Source organism: Clostridium sp. AF50-3, from assembly GCF_003477445.1.
GTDB lineage: Bacteria > Bacillota > Clostridia > Lachnospirales > Lachnospiraceae > Otoolea > Otoolea fessa.
The window spans coordinates 30,624-48,662 of record NZ_QUDH01000002.1; the positions used below are offsets into that span (position 1 = coordinate 30,624).

Genomic DNA, 18,039 nt, shown 5'->3' on the forward strand with positions numbered 1-18,039 from the left:
CTGGCAGAGACAATTGATTTGTTCTGCGGCAAAGATTTCCTGATTTTATATCGGATTCGATCGATCCGAAGAAATATAACCTGAAAAAGGTGTATGCGGTTGAAAAATGGCTGTTTGCGATTGATACGCTGTCGCTGTTTGGCATGGCGTTTCATCTGGGCGGCGGTACGGGCGATCTGGTGCTGGCGGCAGTTGTGCTGGTGACACTGTTCGCACATGTGTATGTGTTTAAGAGCCGGAACTTCCGGGTGTAAGTAGATAAAAGTGGGCGTGATGTGTCTGGCATGCGCCCATTTTTGCTGCCATGATGCAGAGAAAATGGCTGGTGGCTTGTTTTGGGACAGATGCTTGAAACGGCTGACAGTGTGGCTTCCGGGGAAGTGGGACACACTTTGCGTTGACAGGCATATGATATAGTATCAATGAAAAATGAAAAGGAGATTATCATATGTGTTGGTCTTGGGGTAATGGTTGTGGACACTGCGGAGGATGCGGCGGCTGTGGAAATAATGGATGGGGCTGGAATAGCTGTGGAAATAACGGAAGAAATTCCTATCGGAGAGGTTTCAACGATGGTTATGCAATCGGCTATCGGGATGGCTATGATGCCGGAAGAGACAGCCAGTCTGGCTGCGGCTGCGGCACTAATGGCGGCTGTGGCTGCGGAAACTAGAGAGGGCGATTCAATTTGCACGAGGTGTGAACTGAGGGAAAGAAAGCCGGGCGGTGAGAGCTGCCCGGCTTTCTTCCCTTCAGTTATTAAGAACTCTAAGAATACGCTAAAAATCGGGGCAACAGGATTTGAACCTGCGACCTCTCGGCCCCCAGCCGAGCGCGCTACCAAGCTACGCCATACCCCGAAAATAAATCATAGCTGTACTTTGCCAAATGTTCAGCTGACATATACCGCCATTTGTTGAAATATCATATGCGTATCATTATATCAAAATTACATCAAAAATCAACTATGACTTCTAAATTTTCGCTGCCGGATGTTTGTTTTTTGATGTAATTTTGATGGTTGAGTGGAATTTTACGAATCAATGGAATGGATCAACAGAATGAAAATTCTCCCAATATTGACTCCAAATTTGAAAAATGGTATGATGAAAACGTGGATAATTAAAAGAAAAGGTCATAGCAGAGTCTTCGGCTGTGACCTTTTGTAGTAACCAACCCCAAGGAGAACATCATGATAAGTTTTGACCTTGACATGACCCTCTTAGACCACCGGACGGATCAGATCACACCGAGTGCGCTGGAGGCGATTGAAAAGCTACGCCCGAAGTACAAGATTGTGCTGGCAACGGGGCGCGATATGGATAATTATTACAGTACATCGTACCGGGACATCGTCCGTCCGGATGCGATTGTACATATGAACGGGACGAAGATCACAGTGGGAGATAAGCTGCTGTTTGAGCACATCTTTGATCCGGAACTCCTGCGCCGGGTGCTGAGTTTCTGCGATGAAAAGGGATTCGGAATCGGCATGACGGTGGGGGATGAAGATTACTATATCCATCCGGAGATCATTGCGGCTAATGATATCCGCTTCTGGGGAAGCTGCGGGCGGCAGTTCCAGAATCCGTGGAAGATGCTCACGATGCCGGTCCGGACACTGGCGTTTGTCGGCAGCCGTGAACAGGTGAAGGAGATGGAACGGGAATTTCCGACCCTGAAATTGCCGATGTTTGCGAGCGGACATGGCGCGGATGTGGTCGAGAAAGGCAATTCCAAGTCGGACGGACTCCGCAGGCTGGCGGTGTATTTTGGAGAAAAAGAAGATCTCTCCGATACAGTGGCATTTGGCGACAGCATGAATGATATTGAGGTTGTGCAGGAAGCCGGCATCGGCGTGGCGATGGGAAATGCAGTGGATGCGCTTAAAAAAGTAGCCGATTACGTGACGGCACCGATCGGGGAAGATGGAATTTATAAAGCGTGCGAACACCTTCATTTATTTTAAAGAAGTTATTTTCCTATTTTACCTGTTCCCATTTTCCTATATAAATGATATAATAGCTACCAAACGGTTATTGTCCACAGGTGAGTTTCTTTGAGTAGAAATTCCATGCAGTACAATAACAAGAAATGACTTAAAAGGCGCGTGCCTGCAAGCTTTGACTAAAAGGATGAACTGCGGCTGCAGAAATCGGCAGTGCGGCAGGGAACCGGACACGCACCGGGAAAAAGAGAGGATGTAACAGATGGAACATTTAATTACTCCGGCTGGTTATAAACCGGTATTGGATTTGAGAGAAACACAGGTTGCTATCAAGGAAATCAAGGACTTTTTTCAGAGAGAACTGGCAAAACAGCTCAATCTGACCCGTGTGTCCGCACCGCTTTTTGTACTGCCGGAATCTGGTCTGAACGATAACTTAAACGGCGTAGAGCGCCCGGTATCCTTTGGGATTCTGGAGCAGAAAGATCGGAAGGCTGAGATTGTACATTCTCTCGCCAAATGGAAACGTCAGGCATTAAAAGAGTACGGATTTCAGGAAGGTGAAGGCCTTTACACCGACATGAGCGCGATTCGTCGTGATGAGGATACAGACAACATCCATTCCATTTATGTGGATCAGTGGGACTGGGAGAAGATCATCAGTAAAAAAGATCGTACCCGTGAGACACTGGAATCCATTGTCCGTTCGGTTTACAAGGCACTGAAAGTGACCGAGGACTATATGGCATATGAATATGAGTACATTGGACGTTATCTTCCGGAAAATATCACATTTGTGACGACCCAGGAACTGGAAGATATGTATCCGGATTGCACACCGAAGGAGCGCGAGTATAAGATTGCGAAGCTGCATGGTGCGGTATTTATTGAGCAGATTGGTGACAAGATGAAATCCGGTGAGAAGCACGATGGTCGTGCTCCGGACTATGATGACTGGAAATTAAACGGCGATATTCTGGTATATTATCCAGTTCTGGATATCGGACTGGAGCTTTCTTCCATGGGTATCCGTGTTGATGAGGATTCCCTGAAAGAGCAGCTGGTAAAGGCGGGATGTGAGGAACGCGCGGAGCTGCCATTCCAGAAAGCAGTTCTGGAGGGAGAGCTTCCGTATACAGTCGGCGGCGGTATCGGTCAGTCCCGTATCTGTATGTTCTTTCTGCGGAAAGCACATATCGGAGAGGTGCAGGCGTCGATCTGGCCGGACGGTGTGCGCGCAGAGGCAGAGGCTCACAACATTCATCTGCTGTAAAAATAAAATTGATGAAAAGCTGCCCGGGAAAGTGATTTTCTGCGGCAGTTTTTTGTGTAATAAGAAATTCATTAGAATTCCCTATTACACAAAAAGGCACATTCTTTTTATGTAATGGGAAGCCCATAGAATGAGAGGATAGGATATTTATATGGCGGATCATATCTATGATTTAATTATTATCGGTGCGGGACCGGCGGGATATACGGCAGCGCTGCGTGCGGCGGCGATGGGGATGGATGCAGTCCTGATCGAGAAAAAAGCGCTGGGCGGCTCATGCGTCAATACCGGCTGTATTCCTGCCAAGGCGCTTCTGCAGGCGACGGCAGTCTATCGGGATATGTTGAAAGCATTCCGGTTTGGCATCGTGGCGGAGAAGGTCAGCTTTGACTGGCGGCAGATGCAGATTTATAAAAATGAGTCCGTGGAATCATTCCGCTCAATGATTCAGGGAATGTTAGAAAAAGCGGAGGTGGAGATGATTCACGGCGATGCGCGCCTGCATGCGGATAATGTGGTGCGTGTGACGACCTCCAAAGGCGCATTGACGCTGAAAGGAAAAAATGTGATTCTGGCAACCGGTTCCAGCCCTGTGATTCCGGATATCCCGGGAATTGATCTGCCGCAGGTTATGACAAGCCGTGATATTCTGCGGATGGATGACTGGAATTTTGACTGTCTGACGGTCATCGGCGGCGGTGTCATCGGTGTGGAGATCGCGACGATCTTCGCGGCGCTCGGTTCCCGCGTAACGCTTTTGGAGCAGGCAAACCGTCTGCTGGAGTCGATGGATCCGATGATTTCCGAGCAGATGGAAGCAAATCTGCGTTCTAAGGGTATTGAAGTCCACTGCAATGTACAGGTCATGGAGATCAAGGATCGCGGCAACGACACGGTGTCGGTCAATTACCGTTGTGAGCGTGGCTGGAAGGAAAGCCCGGCGGACCGCGTGCTGGTGGCAGTCGGCAGACGCCCGAATATGTCGAAGGTTCTGGCGGACGATTGTCAGGTACAGCTGGAAAATGGGCGTCCGCTCATCAAGGGAACTTACCGCACGACGCAGGAAAATGTCTATGCGATCGGCGATACCGTGGCGCGGAAACGTCTTGCCCATGTGGCAGCGTCCCATGCGGCTTATCTGGTCGAAAACCTGGCGGGACGCGGACACCGGATGCAGCTTTCGGTCGTGCCGAACGGTATGTATGTCGTGCTTCCGGTTGTGCCGACCTGTATTTATACGGAGCCGGAGATTGCGGCGGTTGGATTTACGGAAAATGACGCCCGCCTTTATAATATGAAGATCAAGTGCGGTGTGGCATATATGACGGAAAATGGAAAAGCGCTTTTAGCGAGAAACAGCCGCGGTTTTGTGCGCCTGATTTTTGAGGCGTATACCAACACGCTGATCGGGGCGCAGATCATGTGTGCGCGTGCGACGGACATGATCGGAGAGATGGCAACGGCGATCGCCAATGGTCTTACGGCATATCAGCTCTCGACGGCGATGCGCGCGCATCCGACGTACAGTGAGGCGATCACGGAGGCGATCAAAGATGCGTTGAAAAATGGATAATAGAGAAACAACAGGAGGCAGAAAAATGGGACGTGAGGTTCGGGAGAGAATTGAACAGCTTCGCGAGAAGATGGCGGAGCGTGGAATGGACGCATATCTGATTCCAACATCGGATTTCCACGGCTCGGAATACGTGAGCGGGTATTTCAAATGCCGGAAATATATGACAGGCTTTACCGGTTCGGCGGGAACGGCGGTCATTACGATGGAGGACGCAGGTCTCTGGACGGATGGCAGATATTTTGTGCAGGCGGCAGCAGAGCTTTCCGGCAGCGGGGTGGAACTTTACCGCTCCGGTCAGGAGGGCGTGCCGACGACGCTGGAATTTTTGAAAAAACATATGCCGGAACAGGGTGTTCTGGGTTTTGACGGCAGAGTGGTCGATACGGCAGAGGGCGAGCGCATCGCGAAAGCACTGTCCGGGAAAAAGGTACGCATTTCGGAGGGTGAGGATCTGGTTGGGAGTATCTGGGATGACCGCCCGGCGCTTCCGATGAACCCGGTCTGGATTCTGGAAGAGAAGTATGCGGGAAAACCGGCGGAGGAGAAGATTGCAGATCTGCGCGGGGAGATGAAAAAGCGTCAGGCGACGGTGCATCTGCTGACGAGTCTTGATGATATCGCGTGGCTTTTAAATATCCGGGGTGATGACATTGTACATACGCCGGTTGTATTGTCCTACTTGATTGTGACAAAACAGGAATTATTCCTCTTTATTCATGAGAAGACGCTGAACGAAGAAGTACGTGCCTATCTGCATGGACTGGGCGTTCGGATCATGCCATATGAGGCGGTATACCAGATTGCATCCGCATTCCGCTATGAGCGCGTTTTATTGGAAAAGTCGAAGATCAATTACCGTCTGTTCCGGTGCCTGGATGCGAGCGTGAAAGTGATCGAGGCGATGAATCCGACGGCAGCGGCCAAAGCAGTCAAAAATCCAGTGGAACAGGAAAATATGCGCCGTGTGCATGTGCAGGACGGTCTGGTATTGACCCGTTTCCTGCGCTGGGTGAAGGAACATGCAGGCGAAAAAGGACTGGACGAGTGGACCGCAGGGGAATATCTGGATAAGCTGCGCCTGGAGCAAAAAAACTGCCTGGATATGAGCTTTACGACGATCTCTGCGTGGGGACCGAACGCGGCGATGTGCCATTATACGGCGTCTGAGACAGAGAAGAGCAGTGTGCCGAATAAGGGGCTGTATCTGGTCGATTCCGGCGGACAGTATTATGAGGGAACGACGGATGTGACGCGTACCATCGCGGTCGGACCGATCACGCAGGAAGAAAAACGCTGCTGTACGCTGGTGGCGTGTTCGATGCTGCGTCTGCTGGATGCGAAGTTTATGTATGGCTGCCGCGGTATCAACCTGGACTATATTGCGCGCGAACTCCTGTGGAGAAACGGTCTGGATTTCAACCATGGAACAGGGCATGGTGTCGGCTATCTGGGATGTGTGCATGAGCGCCCGAATTCCATCCGATGGAGGCTGCTCACATCGCCTGCTGAAAATGCGGTTCTGGAGGAAGGCATGGTTACCTCCGATGAGCCGGGGCTTTATCTGGAAGGAAAATTTGGCATCCGGACGGAGAATCTGATGCTTTGTGTGAAAGATGTGAAGAATGAATTTGGTCAGTTCATGAAATTTGAAAACCTGACCTGGGTTCCGATCGATCTGGACACGATCGATGTATCGCTTATGGAAGCGCGCGACCGCGAGCTTTTGAACGCGTACCATAAGGGCGTGTATGAGAAGCTGTCTCCGTATATGATGGAGGAAGAGAAGATGTGGCTGGCAGAGGCGACGCGAGCAATTTAGAAGAGGAAAACAAGGAAGATACGGCAGTAAAACATTAAAAAAGCGGTTAAAAACCGGCATAGATAAAAGATGCCGGATATAAACTGTAAATGACCATGTAAAATAAATGCGAGGCTGCGTGTATGCGCTATCATTCGTTCGACCGTGTCCGAATCTGTGAGACAACTGGAATGCAGGACGGCTATCTGCGGATCGATGTGGTAAACAGTGAAAACAATTTTCCAATTAAGGGAGCAGAGGCTTCGATCAGCTATGGAGAATCAGGACAGACGCAGGAAGTGCTTAGAACCAATTTATCCGGGCAGACGGAGGAGATTGCGGTAGCGGCGCCTCCTGCGTTGCTTTCACTGGAAGAACAGAACCGGGAAAAGCCGTATGCGGATTATACGGTGGAAGTGCGGGCAGAGGGCTATGGGCCGGTGAAGGTAAAGGGAACGGAGGTGCTGGCGGGCGTGCTGGCAGTCCAGCCGATCCGGATGATTCCGCTTCCGGCTCAGACCGGAGCGGAGGAGAATATCCAGATTCCGGACCATACCTTATATGGTTCCTATCCGCCCAAGATTGCCGAGGATGAGGTAAAACCAGTGCAGGAGAGCGGAGAGATCGTGCTGAGCCGCGTGGTGGTGCCGCAGACGATCGTCGTGCATGACGGTGCACCGACCAATGCGTCCGCAAAAGATTACTATGTGGCATACCGGGATTATATCAAGAACGTGGCATCGAGCGAGATTTATGCGACCTGGCCGCGCAGCACAATCGTCGCTAATGTGCTGGCAATCATGTCGTTTACGTTGAACCGGGTGTATACGGAGTGGTATCGGAACCAGGGCTACGATTTTACGATTACATCCTCAACGGCATTCGATCACAAATGGATTTACGGGCGCGATATTTTTGAGCCGATCTCAGAGGTGGTGGATGACATTTTTGACAACTATCTGTCCCGCCCCGGTGTGAGGCAGCCGATTCTGACGCAGTACTGCGACGGGCGGCGGGTGTCCTGCCCGGGCTGGATGACCCAGTGGGGATCCTGCAGTCTGGGAGAACAGGGATACAGCGCGATCGAGATATTGCGGCGCTTCTATGGAAATAGTATTTACATCAACACTGCGGAACAGATATCAGGAATCCCGATCTCCTATCCGGGGGAACCGCTTAAGGTGGGGTCCAGCGGCGATAAGGTGCGGCAGCTGCAGCAGCAGCTTGATGCGGTGGCGACTGTGTATACAGCGATCCCGCGGGTTACGCCGGACGGGATCTACGGACCCGGAACGGAGGCATCCGTACGGGCGTTCCAGTCGGTGTTTGGACTTCCGCAGACGGGCGTGGTGGATTTTGCTACCTGGTACAAGATTTCTCATATCTATGTGGGGATCTCGCGGATTGCGGAGCTGAATTGAGTTGGAAATGGGATTTGCGGGAGAAGAATAACGAAAAGACATATGAATTCCTATAGGTGAAATATCTGTGAGCAGGATGCATACAGGAAACAGAGACAAAGAACATAAGAGGGGGTGGATTGGATGAAAGATACCAGACGGGAAGAGGGAGTCAGACAAACCGGGGAGACTGGCCGGGCAAATGCGATCACAGAGGGAGTGATCTGGAAACAGCTTCTGCTATTTTTCTTCCCGATTTTATTTGGAACTTTTTTTCAGCAGCTCTATAATACGGCAGATGCGGTGGTAGTAGGCCGTTTTGTCGGAAAGGAAGCGCTGGCGGCGGTCGGCGGAAGCACATCGATGCTTACGAACCTGCTGGTTGGCTTTTTTGTAGGACTTTCTTCGGGTGCGACAGTTATCATCGCCCAGTTTTACGGGGCGGGACGCGGTCAGCGGGTCAGCGAGGCAGTCCACACGGCGATTGCCTTTTCGCTGCTGTGCGGTATCCTCATGACGGTTGGCGGACTCCTTTTTTCCGACACGGCGCTTCGCCTGATGGGGACGCCGGAGGATATCATGGACAATGCAAGCGGGTATCTGCACATTTATTTTGTCGGAATCACGGCGAACCTCTTATATAATATGGGTGCCGGAATCCTGCGGGCAATCGGTGATTCCAAAAGACCGTTCTATTTCCTTGTGATCAGCTGTTTTACAAACATTGCGCTCGATCTGTTGTTTGTAGTAGGACTTCGGATGGGCGTGCGTGGCGCGGCGGTGGCGACGATTCTTTCCCAGGTGGTCAGTGCGTGTCTGGTATTGGGAACGCTGATGCGTGCGGATGGCTCGTACCGGTTTGAGATCCGGAAAACGCGGATCACACCGGTGATTCTGGTGCGGATCATCCGGATTGGGTTTCCGGCTGGACTCCAGTCGGTTATGTATTCCTTTTCCAACCTCGTGATCCAGAGCAGCGTCAATGCACTGGGAACAGACACGGTGGCGGCGTGGGCTGCATATGGAAAGATCGACAGCACTTACTGGATGATCATTAATGCGCTGGGGATCTCCATCACGACCTTTGTCGGACAAAATTACGGCGCGGGGCGGCTGGACCGTGTGAAACGCAGCGTGTACGTCTGCCTGGGAATTTCCTGTATTATCACGGTGGGGCTGAGCACGATCCTGTATCTGACGGGCGGCTATATTTATCTGTTGTTCACAACGGATGCGGAGGTAATCGCGATCGGCATGAAGATTCTTCACTTCCTGGTGCCGGCATTTGTGACATACCTCTGTATTGAGATTTATTCCGGCGCACTGCGCGGTGTGGGAGACTGCTGGATTCCGATGATTATGACGGCGCTGGGCGTGTGCGTCCTGCGGGTTGTCTGGATCCTGATCGCTGTTCCGATCCGCCCGGATATCCTGACAGTAGTATTCAGCTATCCGCTGACCTGGACGATCACAACGGTTCTCTTTAATATTTATTATTATTTTTTCAGTGCGCTGAAAAAATGGAATGTGCCGCTTTCGTGGAAGAAAAAGAGGCGGGAGCTTCATAACCTGTAAATAGTTATGCATGGTTTCGAAAATGATTGACAAAACGGGGTGGTACTGGATTTTTTTCAGAAAGTGTGATATTCTTATGTTACAAAAGATAGGTGACAGTGTTTCTTCCTGGATGGATGCCGCGCAAGCGGCAGATAAAACGGAGATTCGAAACAGAGGGCAGAGGCACTTGCCGCTGGTCAGAAAGAGAGGCAGAATTATGGGCTATGAACCAATGAATGAGTCCTGGCAGATGGCGGGGGAACGCCATGAGACACTGGGACAGTATGTGGCGAAGACATATTTATGGATGTTTGCAGGGCTTCTTGTGACATTTGGCATCGCATTAGCCGGATACGTGACGGGAGCGATTTTGTATGTATTTCAGGTTCCATATGCGACCCTCGCATTGACGGGACTGGAGCTTTTGACGGTGATCTGGCTGAGTGCCCGGATTCACAAGTTATCGGTGGGAGCGGCGAGAGGGCTGTTTCTATTCTATGCAGCTTTAAACGGCGTTGTTTTCTCGATGTATTTCCTGATCTTCGGTGTTGTGGAGATGGTGTTTGTATTTGCGGCGACCGCGCTGTTCTTCGGAATGATGGCGGGCGTCAGCCTGATCTTCAAGCTGGACTTGAGCGGAATCCGTCCATTGCTCGTTGGCGGACTGCTGTTTCTGATTCTCTTTGGTCTGCTTTCAATGTTTTTAAATCTAGGCAGCTTTGAGACAGTGCTCTGCTATGCCGGTATCGTGGTATTCTTAGGCTTTACCGCTTATGATACAACCAAGATCCGGGATAATTACCAGATTTTCTCCGCGGATCCGGAGCTGCTTCAGAAAGCATCGGTATTCTCAGCGCTGCAGCTGTATCTCGATTTTATCAACCTGTTTCTGTACATTATCCGCCTGATGAACCGGAATCGGAAATAGGAAAAAATCTTTCAGGAGAACAGAAGTTCCTTTGCAGGAATAAAGAAAAGTGGAATTTTGCGGAAAACTGAATATGCAAAAATGAAATGCCGGAACGGGGGAAAGCTTTGTTCCGGCATTATTGTGTTTTTCTGCTTGAAAATCCTGTTTTTGGCATGGACGGCTTCATTCTTTTAGCAGAAAGGGAAGCATTCTGTAATAAATTTGACAGATTTTATTTAAAGTTTCTCTATTGAAGTGGATGGGGAGTATCTGTTAAACTAGGTTATAATAGGAAATGTTCTGCTGTTGGTTACACAGTGTGTGGATGAACCATATTTGTTTCGCATATGCCCCCGCCGGATCAGGCGGGGAAATGTATATAAATGGTGAACAGACAACAGGTATAAAAGGATAATCAAGGAGGTTTTTTGGCATGAATCGGAATAGAATGAACAAAAAAAGGATGGGGCGCGCGCGTGTGCTTTCACGGGCAGCGGCTGGCATGCTGGCAGCAGCGCTGTGTTTTCAGCCGATGACAGCGCTGGCAGGACCGGCGGGAGATTCTTCTCTTACATCGTCATCCTCGAATGCGGGGCCGGGCGGCGGTTCGGGCAGCTCCAATTCGGGAAGTACAGGCAGCTCTGGCGGTTCGACTTCTGTTTCCAATGGGGGTGTGAGCGCGGTCACATCGGGGCTTGGCGTGTACCGGGTGACGGAGAATGAGGGGATCGGTGCGATTGCGCGCGGCGTGGATGTGTCTTACTGGCAGCAGAATGTAAATTGGAGCCAGGTGGCATCGGATAATGTACAGTTTGCGATGCTGGCAACCCGGTTCCGCGGTAATGTGGATCCGTTTTTCGCTATGAACGCGGCAAATGCGAGCCAGGCAGGGCTGCGACTGGGCGCGTACATTTATTCGTATGCGACTTCGGTCGAAATGGCGCAGCAGGAGGCGGATTTTGTCCTGAATCTTATCAAGGATTATCCTATCTCCTTTCCGGTTGTCTTTGATGCCGAGGATGCTAATACGCTGGGAACTCTGACGCAGTCTCAGGTCAGCGATGTGATCAACGCGTTCTGTAAGCGGATTCAGGATGCAGGATATTATCCGATGGTCTATGCAAATGAATACTGGATTGCCAATAAGATCGATATGTCGAAGATTTCGTATGATATATGGGTGGCAAAATACCAGCAGAAGTATACATATTCAAAGACCTCGATGTGGCAGGCGTCCAACACCGGTTCGGTCAAGGGCGTGAACGGCAATGTGGATATTGATTATCTGTATAAAGATTATACGCAGATCATTCCGGGCAATACCTGGCGGACGATCGCGGGGAACCGTTACTATTATCAGAACCATGTGATGCAGAAATCGGCGTGGATTAACGATGGTCAGAATTGGTACTATATGAATGCGGCGGGCAATCCGTCTAAAGGATGGCTGGAGCTTTCAGGCAAAAAGTATTATCTGGAGGCGGATGGTCATATGATTACCGGCTGGAAGACACTGGACGGCGGCTGGCGTTATTTTGATGCATCGGGCGAGCAGGCGACGGGCTGGCGTGCGGTTGATGGGAGCTGGTATTTCATGGCGGACAATGGTCTGATGCAGACCGGCTGGCTGGAGACGGGCGGCAAGAAATATTATCTGAACGCATCCGGCGCGATGCAGGCGGGCTGGCAGAACCTGGGCGGAAGCTGGTATTACTTTGACGGCTCCGGCGCCATGACGACGGGCTGGCAGGCAGTCGGCGGAAAGTGGTATTACATGAACGAGTCCGGCGTGATGCAGACCGGCTGGCTGGATCTTGGCGGTAAGAAATATTACCTGGATGCCAGCGGCGCGATGTACGCAGGTATTACGTTCGAGATGGATGGAAATACCTGGCAGGCAGCGGCAGACGGAAGCTGCACGGTAGTTCTGCCGGAGGAGAATGCGGCGGGAAATGGCGGTTCGACGGATGGACAGACTCCGACAACCGGAAGCCAGTCACCGGTGCAGCCGTCTGGTCCGGCAGGGGTATAATATAAATATGATTTGAACCAGTACCCAGATATTGGAGCTGATTCAGTTAAAAAAATGAAAAAGTAAACAAATTCGAACGGAAATAACTTGCTTTTTTGCCAACCTCATTATACAATGTTAAACAGGCAAAAAAAGGACTTGCTTATGGGATGGAGGAAAACAGCATAAGTAATCTGGCATAACATGACGTTTCAAACTGCTATATCAACTGTATGTGCAAGATAAGCTGCGGCTGTTCCGGTGCGGATTTGACGAAAGATGCGAGGCTCTTCTGGCTGCAAATTAGGAAGAGCCTCGGTATGCGTTATATCGGCAAAAGCGCAGAATCGGGATGGCGGGCACAGAAGTAGTGCGAAAGCGGGGCGTTTGTCAGCAGGAAACTGTGAAAGCAGTGGTTCGCAGGCAGGCAGCTGCGCTAAGACGCAGGCAGGGAAAGGTCGGAGAATGCAGATTCCGGATTTAGTACTGCATGGAAGCAGCGTGTTTTTACATATTGTATAATGATTATATAATCAGAACCGTCGGCGGAGTTGTAGTGCTAAAAAAGGGATGTCAGTGCGGCTGGCTGCCGGAATCATTTCCGGAAACAGGGATGAGGGCAGTGTTTGTCATCAGTCAGGCACCGGACAGCGCTTATGTGAGAATCGAATAACAAGTCAGTGGTACAGATGTTTATGTATGCATGGCTATTAAAGTCGGATTCGCATAGACGGAAGTGCATGCCATTTATGTATGCAGAGGAGATTGTACAATCCTCTGCTGCCGCAGCGTGTCAGATGGAGAATTCCCGGAGTGATGACAAGCTCTGGAAATTTTGCAAAAACACCTGCAAACACAGATAGGTGGGAAGTATCACGGATGGCGCCATGAAAGAAACATGGATGCTGTCAGGATATGATTCACGAAGAAAGAGGGACGTCCGTCAAAGCATGGAACGATCTAATTACGAGGTGACACATTTATGAAACAGAATATGAAAAGAATGCTGCTTGTACTTTGCATGGCAGTCTGCTTTTTCGCTCTGTCCGCCTGTGGTAGCGCTTCTGAAGAAGCGGTAGAGCCGATTTCTCCGGAGATCGAGCAGACCATGAGCGATGGCGCTAAGAGCTATCTGGAGCAGTTCGCCAGCTACAGTGACGAAGATCTGGCAGCACAGCTGAAACAGGCTGAGAAGCAGAAAAACACAGTCATTGAGTCTGCAATTTCTTCCTGGACCAGTTCTAAGGACGATTTAGGCAAGATGGGTGAGATTCAGAGCGTGACCGTAGAGCGCGCCGATGATGACAGCTACACAGCAGTTGTTCAGGCTTCCTTTGAGAAGAGAAACTTGACTTTCTCCCTGACCGCTGAGGAGAGCGTAAGCAGCTACGGCGGTACTTCTCTGGTACCGACTGAGTTATCCTTTGTTGTAAACTACAGCTTCGGTGAGAAGATGGAGAAGGCAGCATTAAATACCCTGATGGGTATGGGTACCGTATTCCTGGTACTGATCTTCATCAGCTTAATTATCAGCAGCTTCAAGAAGGTTAACGAGATTGAGGCAAATGTAAAGGCTAAAAAAGCAGGAGCAGAGGCACCGGCAGCAGCACCGGCACCTGTACAGACTGCAGCACCGGCAGCAGCGCCGGCACGTACCGCAGCACCAGCAGCAGGCAATGCGGCAAACGATGGAGAACTGGTAGCAGTTATCACTGCAGCGATCGCAGCAGCAACCGGCGTACCGGCAGACAGCGTAAATATCCGCTCCATTACACGTAAATAATCATCGATAAAATCTGGAGGAATTTAAAATGAAGAATTATACTATCACCGTAAATGGTACAGCATATCAGGTAACCGTAGAAGAAGGATTTGCAGGCGCAGCAGCACCGGCTCCAGCAGCAGCTCCAGCACCGGCAGCAGCTCCGGCTCCAGCAGCAGCACCGGCAGCAGGCGGCGTAACCATCACATCCCCGATGCCAGGTAAGATCCTTGGTATTAAGGCAGCAGCTGGCACAGCTGTAAAACGTGGTCAGGTTATCCTGCTTCTGGAAGCTATGAAGATGGAGAACGAGATCGTAGCTCCTCAGGACGGTACCGTTGCCAGTGTTAATGTTGCAGTAGGCGATATGGTAGAACCGGGCGCAGTTCTTGCTACATTAAACTAATCTAATTTTTATAAAACTGGCTGAAAAAATACGGGATATGTTATTCCGTTTGGAGGAATTAATATGGAATATATAACAACTACATTGTCCAATCTTCTTCAGCAGACAGCATTCTTAAACCTGACATTTGGAAACATCGTTATGATTTTCGTAGCGCTGATTTTCCTGTATCTGGCAATCGGAAAAGGATTCGAGCCGTTACTGCTTCTTCCTATTTCCTTTGGTATGCTGCTTGTAAATATCTATCCGGATATTATGAGATCGATTGAAGACTCATCGAACGGAGTTGGTGGACTTTTACATTACTTTTATTTACTGGATGAGTGGAGTATCTTACCATCCCTCATCTTCATGGGTGTCGGTGCGATGACAGACTTCGGTCCGCTGATCGCTAACCCGAAGAGCTTCCTGCTCGGTGCAGCTGCTCAGTTCGGTATCTACGGCGCTTACTTCATGGCTATCTTCATGGGATTCAACGATAAGGCTGCGGCTGCTATCTCCATCATCGGTGGTGCAGACGGCCCGACCTCTATCTTCCTGGCTGGTAAACTTGGTCAGACAGGTCTGATGGGACCGATTGCCGTAGCAGCTTACTCCTACATGGCTCTGGTTCCGATTATCCAGCCGCCGATCATGAAACTCCTTACCACCAAAGAGGAGAGAGAAATCCGTATGGAGCAGCTTCGTCCGGTATCCAAACTGGAGAAGATTCTGTTCCCGGTTGTTGTTACAATCGTTGTCTGCATGATTCTGCCGACAACTGCTCCGCTGGTTGGTATGCTTATGCTTGGTAACCTGTTCCGTGAGTCTGGTGTTGTTAAGCAGCTGACAGAGACTGCTTCCAACGCCCTGATGTACATCGTCGTTATCTTCCTGGGTACTTCCGTAGGTGCTACTACCAGTGCAGAGGCTTTCTTAAACCTGGATACCATCAAGATCGTAGTTCTGGGTCTGATTGCATTCGCTCTGGGTACTGCAGCAGGTGTTATCTTCGGTAAGATTATGTGCAAGGTAACTCATGGTAAGGTAAACCCGCTGATCGGTTCCGCAGGTGTATCTGCAGTTCCGATGGCAGCACGTGTATCCCAGAAGGTTGGTTCTGAGGCAGATCCGAGCAACTTCCTTCTGATGCACGCAATGGGACCGAACGTAGCTGGTGTTATCGGTACTGCCGTAGCAGCAGGTACATTCATGGCTATCTTTGGCGTGAAATAGGTTTATTCTGAATAATGTATTTATATAGTAGGGTGGGATTCTTCGGGATCCTGCCCTATTGTTATATGCAAACGTCGGTTGCTGTTCACAGGTAGGAATTTTCTGAACTGAAAATTCCGTACGATACAGTTCCGGCAGCAGATTTTGCCGATTTGGAATGCGTAGCATCGGCAAAATCCCGTTGCTGGGCACACGTGTGTGAACAGTAACAAACGTCGTTTTTTGTCGAATTTAATCGGTCGAAATAGTTTGCTTTTTGCTGGTGGAAGACGTAAAATGACAGTGAAGTAAGGAGGAATGGCACTAGAGAATAGAAAAGGAGAATGCATAGGATGGCGGATATGAGAGAAGAATTAGTTCAAAAGATTGAACGGGCAAGACAGCAGCTGAATCAAAATATTGACACAAAGGCAGCATATGACACAATTTATCACTACAGTGTGGAGCTTGACAAACTCTTAAATCAGTATATCGGGCTGGAGACGGAGACTGAAAGAGGGCTGGAGACGGCGCTATAAAATAAGAGTGGAAATAGAAACAAATATAGATAAGTACAGAAAACTCAGGTACATGTGTTCGGAAAAAGAACCGGTGCCTGAGTTTTCTGATTTTTTTCGATTTAGACCTTGCCATTTTGATGGGCATGTACTAAAATAAACATAACAAGTGGTAGAAAGTGGTGAAAAGTGGAACGAAATGGATTTTCGGGACACAAAAGTGGTACACATCGGATGACGGGTGATTGATATGTTCATGGGAGAATACAATCATACAATCGATGCGAAGGGACGTTTGATCGTTCCGTCGAAGTTCAGGGAACAGCTTGGAGACGAATTTGTGGTGACAAAGGGGTTGGATGGCTGTCTTTTTGTGTACGATAACACTGAGTGGAAAAAGTTCGAAGAGAAGTTACAGGCACTCCCACTTACCAATCAGAATGCCAGAAAATTCTCCCGTTTCTTTCTGGCAGGTGCCTCGGCGTGTGAGGTGGATCGTCAGGGACGAATCCTGCTTCCTTCGGTTCTGCGGGATTTTGCAGGACTCGAGAAGGAGGTTGTCCTGGTCGGCGTCGGAAGCCGGATCGAGATCTGGAACAAGGCGACCTGGGCGGAGAAGAATGTCTATGATGACATGGAAGAGATTGCAGAAAATATGGAAGGCCTTGGCATATGATATTTAATCACAAATCAGTATTATTAAATGAGACGGTTGACAGTCTCTGTGTAAAGCCCCAGGGTATCTATGTGGATGGGACACTGGGAGGCGGCGGTCACGCGAGCGAGGTAGCGGCACGGCTGGGAGACGGCGGACGCCTGATCGGGATTGATCAGGATGCGGACGCGATTGCGGCTGCGTCAGAACGTCTGGCTCCCTTTGGAGATAAGATAACCGTTGTGCGGAGCAATTATGAGCGGATTGCACAGGTGTTAGATGAGCTGGAGATTCCGCAGGTGGATGGAATTTATCTGGATCTGGGTGTTTCTTCTTTCCAGCTTGACACAGCGGAACGGGGATTTACCTATCGCGAGGACGATGCGCCGCTGGATATGCGGATGGATCAGAGAAATGAGCAGACCGCGAAGGACATCGTCAATACCTACAGTGAGATGGAACTGTACCGGATCATCCGGGACTACGGTGAGGATCGGTTTGCGAAGAATATTGCAAAACACATCGTACAGGCACGACAGAAAAAAGAGATTGAGACGACAGGCGAGCTGACGGAGATCATCCGGGCATCGATTCCGGCAAAGGTCCGGGCGACCGGCGGTCATCCGGCAAAGCGTACGTTTCAGGCGATCCGGATCGAGTTAAACCGGGAACTGGATGTGCTGGAAGATTCGATCGATACGATGATTGAGCGCCTGGCACCGGGCGGACGGCTTTCGATCATTACGTTCCATTCCCTGGAAGATAGAATCGTAAAGAACCGTTTCCGGACGAATGAAAATCCATGCATCTGCCCGCCGGATTTTCCGGTCTGTGTCTGTGGACGCAAAAGCCGCGGCCGGGTGATTACAAGAAAACCGATTCTTCCGACCGATCAGGAGATGGAAGAAAACCCGCGTTCCAAGAGCGCAAAGCTCCGGGTATTTGAAAAATCATAAACAAAAGCATAACTGCACCGCAGAACAGAGATCGTTTCAGGTGCGGGGGAGATAAAAGAGAGAAAAAGCGAAAGA

At 50.0% G+C, this 18,039-nt stretch carries 16 protein-coding genes and 1 tRNA gene; 16 read left to right on the forward strand and 1 reads right to left on the reverse strand.

Annotated elements, in window-relative coordinates:
- Positions 1–89 precede the first annotated feature (89 nt).
- Positions 90–254: a hypothetical protein gene (locus tag DW085_RS19500; protein WP_243015170.1), complete on the forward strand. Its 165-nt coding sequence runs from the start codon at positions 90–92 to the stop codon at positions 252–254.
- A gap of 194 nt (positions 255–448) precedes the next feature.
- The gene (locus tag DW085_RS02510; protein ID WP_118491209.1) at positions 449–673 is read left to right on the forward strand and encodes a hypothetical protein; all 225 of its coding nucleotides are present in this window, start codon (positions 449–451) and stop codon (positions 671–673) included.
- Positions 674–786: 113 nt separating this feature from the next.
- Here the strand turns inward: DW085_RS02510 and DW085_RS02515 are convergent.
- Positions 787–860 (reverse strand) — tRNA-Pro (locus tag DW085_RS02515).
- Between the two features lie 332 nt (positions 861–1,192).
- On the opposite strand from DW085_RS02515, the gene DW085_RS02520 reads away from it, so the two are divergent.
- From DW085_RS02520 to rsmH, 14 genes are all read left to right on the forward strand, one after another.
- Positions 1,193–1,969, forward strand: a complete 777-nt coding sequence (locus DW085_RS02520) for an HAD family hydrolase (protein ID WP_118491211.1) — start codon at positions 1,193–1,195, stop codon at positions 1,967–1,969.
- Between the two features lie 241 nt (positions 1,970–2,210).
- Complete coding sequence (gene asnA / locus DW085_RS02525) at positions 2,211–3,221, forward strand: aspartate--ammonia ligase (RefSeq protein WP_022360200.1); 1,011 nt, start codon at positions 2,211–2,213, stop codon at positions 3,219–3,221.
- Between the two features lie 151 nt (positions 3,222–3,372).
- Positions 3,373–4,794 carry a dihydrolipoyl dehydrogenase gene (gene lpdA, locus DW085_RS02530; RefSeq protein WP_117795214.1) on the forward strand — a complete coding sequence of 474 codons (1,422 nt, stop codon included), beginning with the start codon at positions 3,373–3,375 and terminating at the stop codon, positions 4,792–4,794.
- A 25-nt stretch (positions 4,795–4,819) separates the two neighbouring features.
- Positions 4,820–6,616: an aminopeptidase P family N-terminal domain-containing protein gene (locus DW085_RS02535; protein ID WP_118293744.1), complete on the forward strand. Its 1,797-nt coding sequence runs from the start codon at positions 4,820–4,822 to the stop codon at positions 6,614–6,616.
- A gap of 122 nt (positions 6,617–6,738) precedes the next feature.
- The gene (locus DW085_RS02540; RefSeq protein ID WP_270228600.1) at positions 6,739–8,016 is read left to right on the forward strand and encodes a peptidoglycan-binding protein; all 1,278 of its coding nucleotides are present in this window, start codon (positions 6,739–6,741) and stop codon (positions 8,014–8,016) included.
- A gap of 123 nt (positions 8,017–8,139) precedes the next feature.
- Positions 8,140–9,570, forward strand: a complete 1,431-nt coding sequence (locus DW085_RS02545; protein WP_118293742.1) for an MATE family efflux transporter — start codon at positions 8,140–8,142, stop codon at positions 9,568–9,570.
- A gap of 199 nt (positions 9,571–9,769) precedes the next feature.
- Positions 9,770–10,480 (forward strand): Bax inhibitor-1/YccA family protein, encoded by a 711-nt coding sequence (locus tag DW085_RS02550; protein WP_107000382.1) that lies wholly within the window; start codon positions 9,770–9,772, stop codon positions 10,478–10,480.
- A gap of 415 nt (positions 10,481–10,895) precedes the next feature.
- A complete protein-coding gene (locus DW085_RS02555; RefSeq protein WP_243033894.1) occupies positions 10,896–12,494 on the forward strand; it encodes a GH25 family lysozyme in 1,599 nt (532 codons plus the stop codon).
- Positions 12,495–13,455: 961 nt separating this feature from the next.
- Positions 13,456–14,256, forward strand: a complete 801-nt coding sequence (locus DW085_RS02565) for an OadG family transporter subunit (RefSeq protein WP_022360206.1) — start codon at positions 13,456–13,458, stop codon at positions 14,254–14,256.
- 28 nt (positions 14,257–14,284) lie between these two features.
- On the forward strand, positions 14,285–14,641 hold the full coding sequence (locus tag DW085_RS02570) for a biotin/lipoyl-containing protein (RefSeq protein ID WP_106999722.1): 357 nt from the start codon (positions 14,285–14,287) through the stop codon (positions 14,639–14,641).
- A 63-nt stretch (positions 14,642–14,704) separates the two neighbouring features.
- On the forward strand, positions 14,705–15,856 hold the full coding sequence (locus DW085_RS02575; RefSeq protein ID WP_022360208.1) for a sodium ion-translocating decarboxylase subunit beta: 1,152 nt from the start codon (positions 14,705–14,707) through the stop codon (positions 15,854–15,856).
- Between the two features lie 332 nt (positions 15,857–16,188).
- The gene (locus DW085_RS02580) at positions 16,189–16,374 is read left to right on the forward strand and encodes an aspartyl-phosphate phosphatase Spo0E family protein (protein WP_106999723.1); all 186 of its coding nucleotides are present in this window, start codon (positions 16,189–16,191) and stop codon (positions 16,372–16,374) included.
- Between the two features lie 229 nt (positions 16,375–16,603).
- Complete coding sequence (mraZ, locus tag DW085_RS02585; protein ID WP_022360210.1) at positions 16,604–17,029, forward strand: division/cell wall cluster transcriptional repressor MraZ; 426 nt, start codon at positions 16,604–16,606, stop codon at positions 17,027–17,029.
- A complete protein-coding gene (gene rsmH, locus DW085_RS02590; protein ID WP_022360211.1) occupies positions 17,026–17,964 on the forward strand; it encodes a 16S rRNA (cytosine(1402)-N(4))-methyltransferase RsmH in 939 nt (312 codons plus the stop codon). The genes mraZ and rsmH overlap by 4 nt, the downstream gene beginning before the upstream one ends.
- Positions 17,965–18,039: the final 75 nt, after the last annotated feature.

Coding starts and splice junctions, on each gene's coding strand:
- DW085_RS02510 (WP_118491209.1), top strand. CDS start 449: ATGTGTTGGTCTTGGGGTAATGGTTGTGGACACTGCGGAGGATGCGGC.
- DW085_RS02520 (WP_118491211.1), top strand. CDS start 1,193: ATGATAAGTTTTGACCTTGACATGACCCTCTTAGACCACCGGACGGAT.
- asnA (WP_022360200.1), top strand. CDS start 2,211: ATGGAACATTTAATTACTCCGGCTGGTTATAAACCGGTATTGGATTTG.
- lpdA (WP_117795214.1), top strand. CDS start 3,373: ATGGCGGATCATATCTATGATTTAATTATTATCGGTGCGGGACCGGCG.
- DW085_RS02535 (WP_118293744.1), top strand. CDS start 4,820: ATGGGACGTGAGGTTCGGGAGAGAATTGAACAGCTTCGCGAGAAGATG.
- DW085_RS02540 (WP_270228600.1), top strand. CDS start 6,739: ATGCGCTATCATTCGTTCGACCGTGTCCGAATCTGTGAGACAACTGGA.
- DW085_RS02545 (WP_118293742.1), top strand. CDS start 8,140: ATGAAAGATACCAGACGGGAAGAGGGAGTCAGACAAACCGGGGAGACT.
- DW085_RS02550 (WP_107000382.1), top strand. CDS start 9,770: ATGGGCTATGAACCAATGAATGAGTCCTGGCAGATGGCGGGGGAACGC.
- DW085_RS02555 (WP_243033894.1), top strand. CDS start 10,896: ATGAATCGGAATAGAATGAACAAAAAAAGGATGGGGCGCGCGCGTGTG.
- DW085_RS02565 (WP_022360206.1), top strand. CDS start 13,456: ATGAAACAGAATATGAAAAGAATGCTGCTTGTACTTTGCATGGCAGTC.
- DW085_RS02570 (WP_106999722.1), top strand. CDS start 14,285: ATGAAGAATTATACTATCACCGTAAATGGTACAGCATATCAGGTAACC.
- DW085_RS02575 (WP_022360208.1), top strand. CDS start 14,705: ATGGAATATATAACAACTACATTGTCCAATCTTCTTCAGCAGACAGCA.
- DW085_RS02580 (WP_106999723.1), top strand. CDS start 16,189: ATGGCGGATATGAGAGAAGAATTAGTTCAAAAGATTGAACGGGCAAGA.
- mraZ (WP_022360210.1), top strand. CDS start 16,604: ATGTTCATGGGAGAATACAATCATACAATCGATGCGAAGGGACGTTTG.
- rsmH (WP_022360211.1), top strand. CDS start 17,026: ATGATATTTAATCACAAATCAGTATTATTAAATGAGACGGTTGACAGT.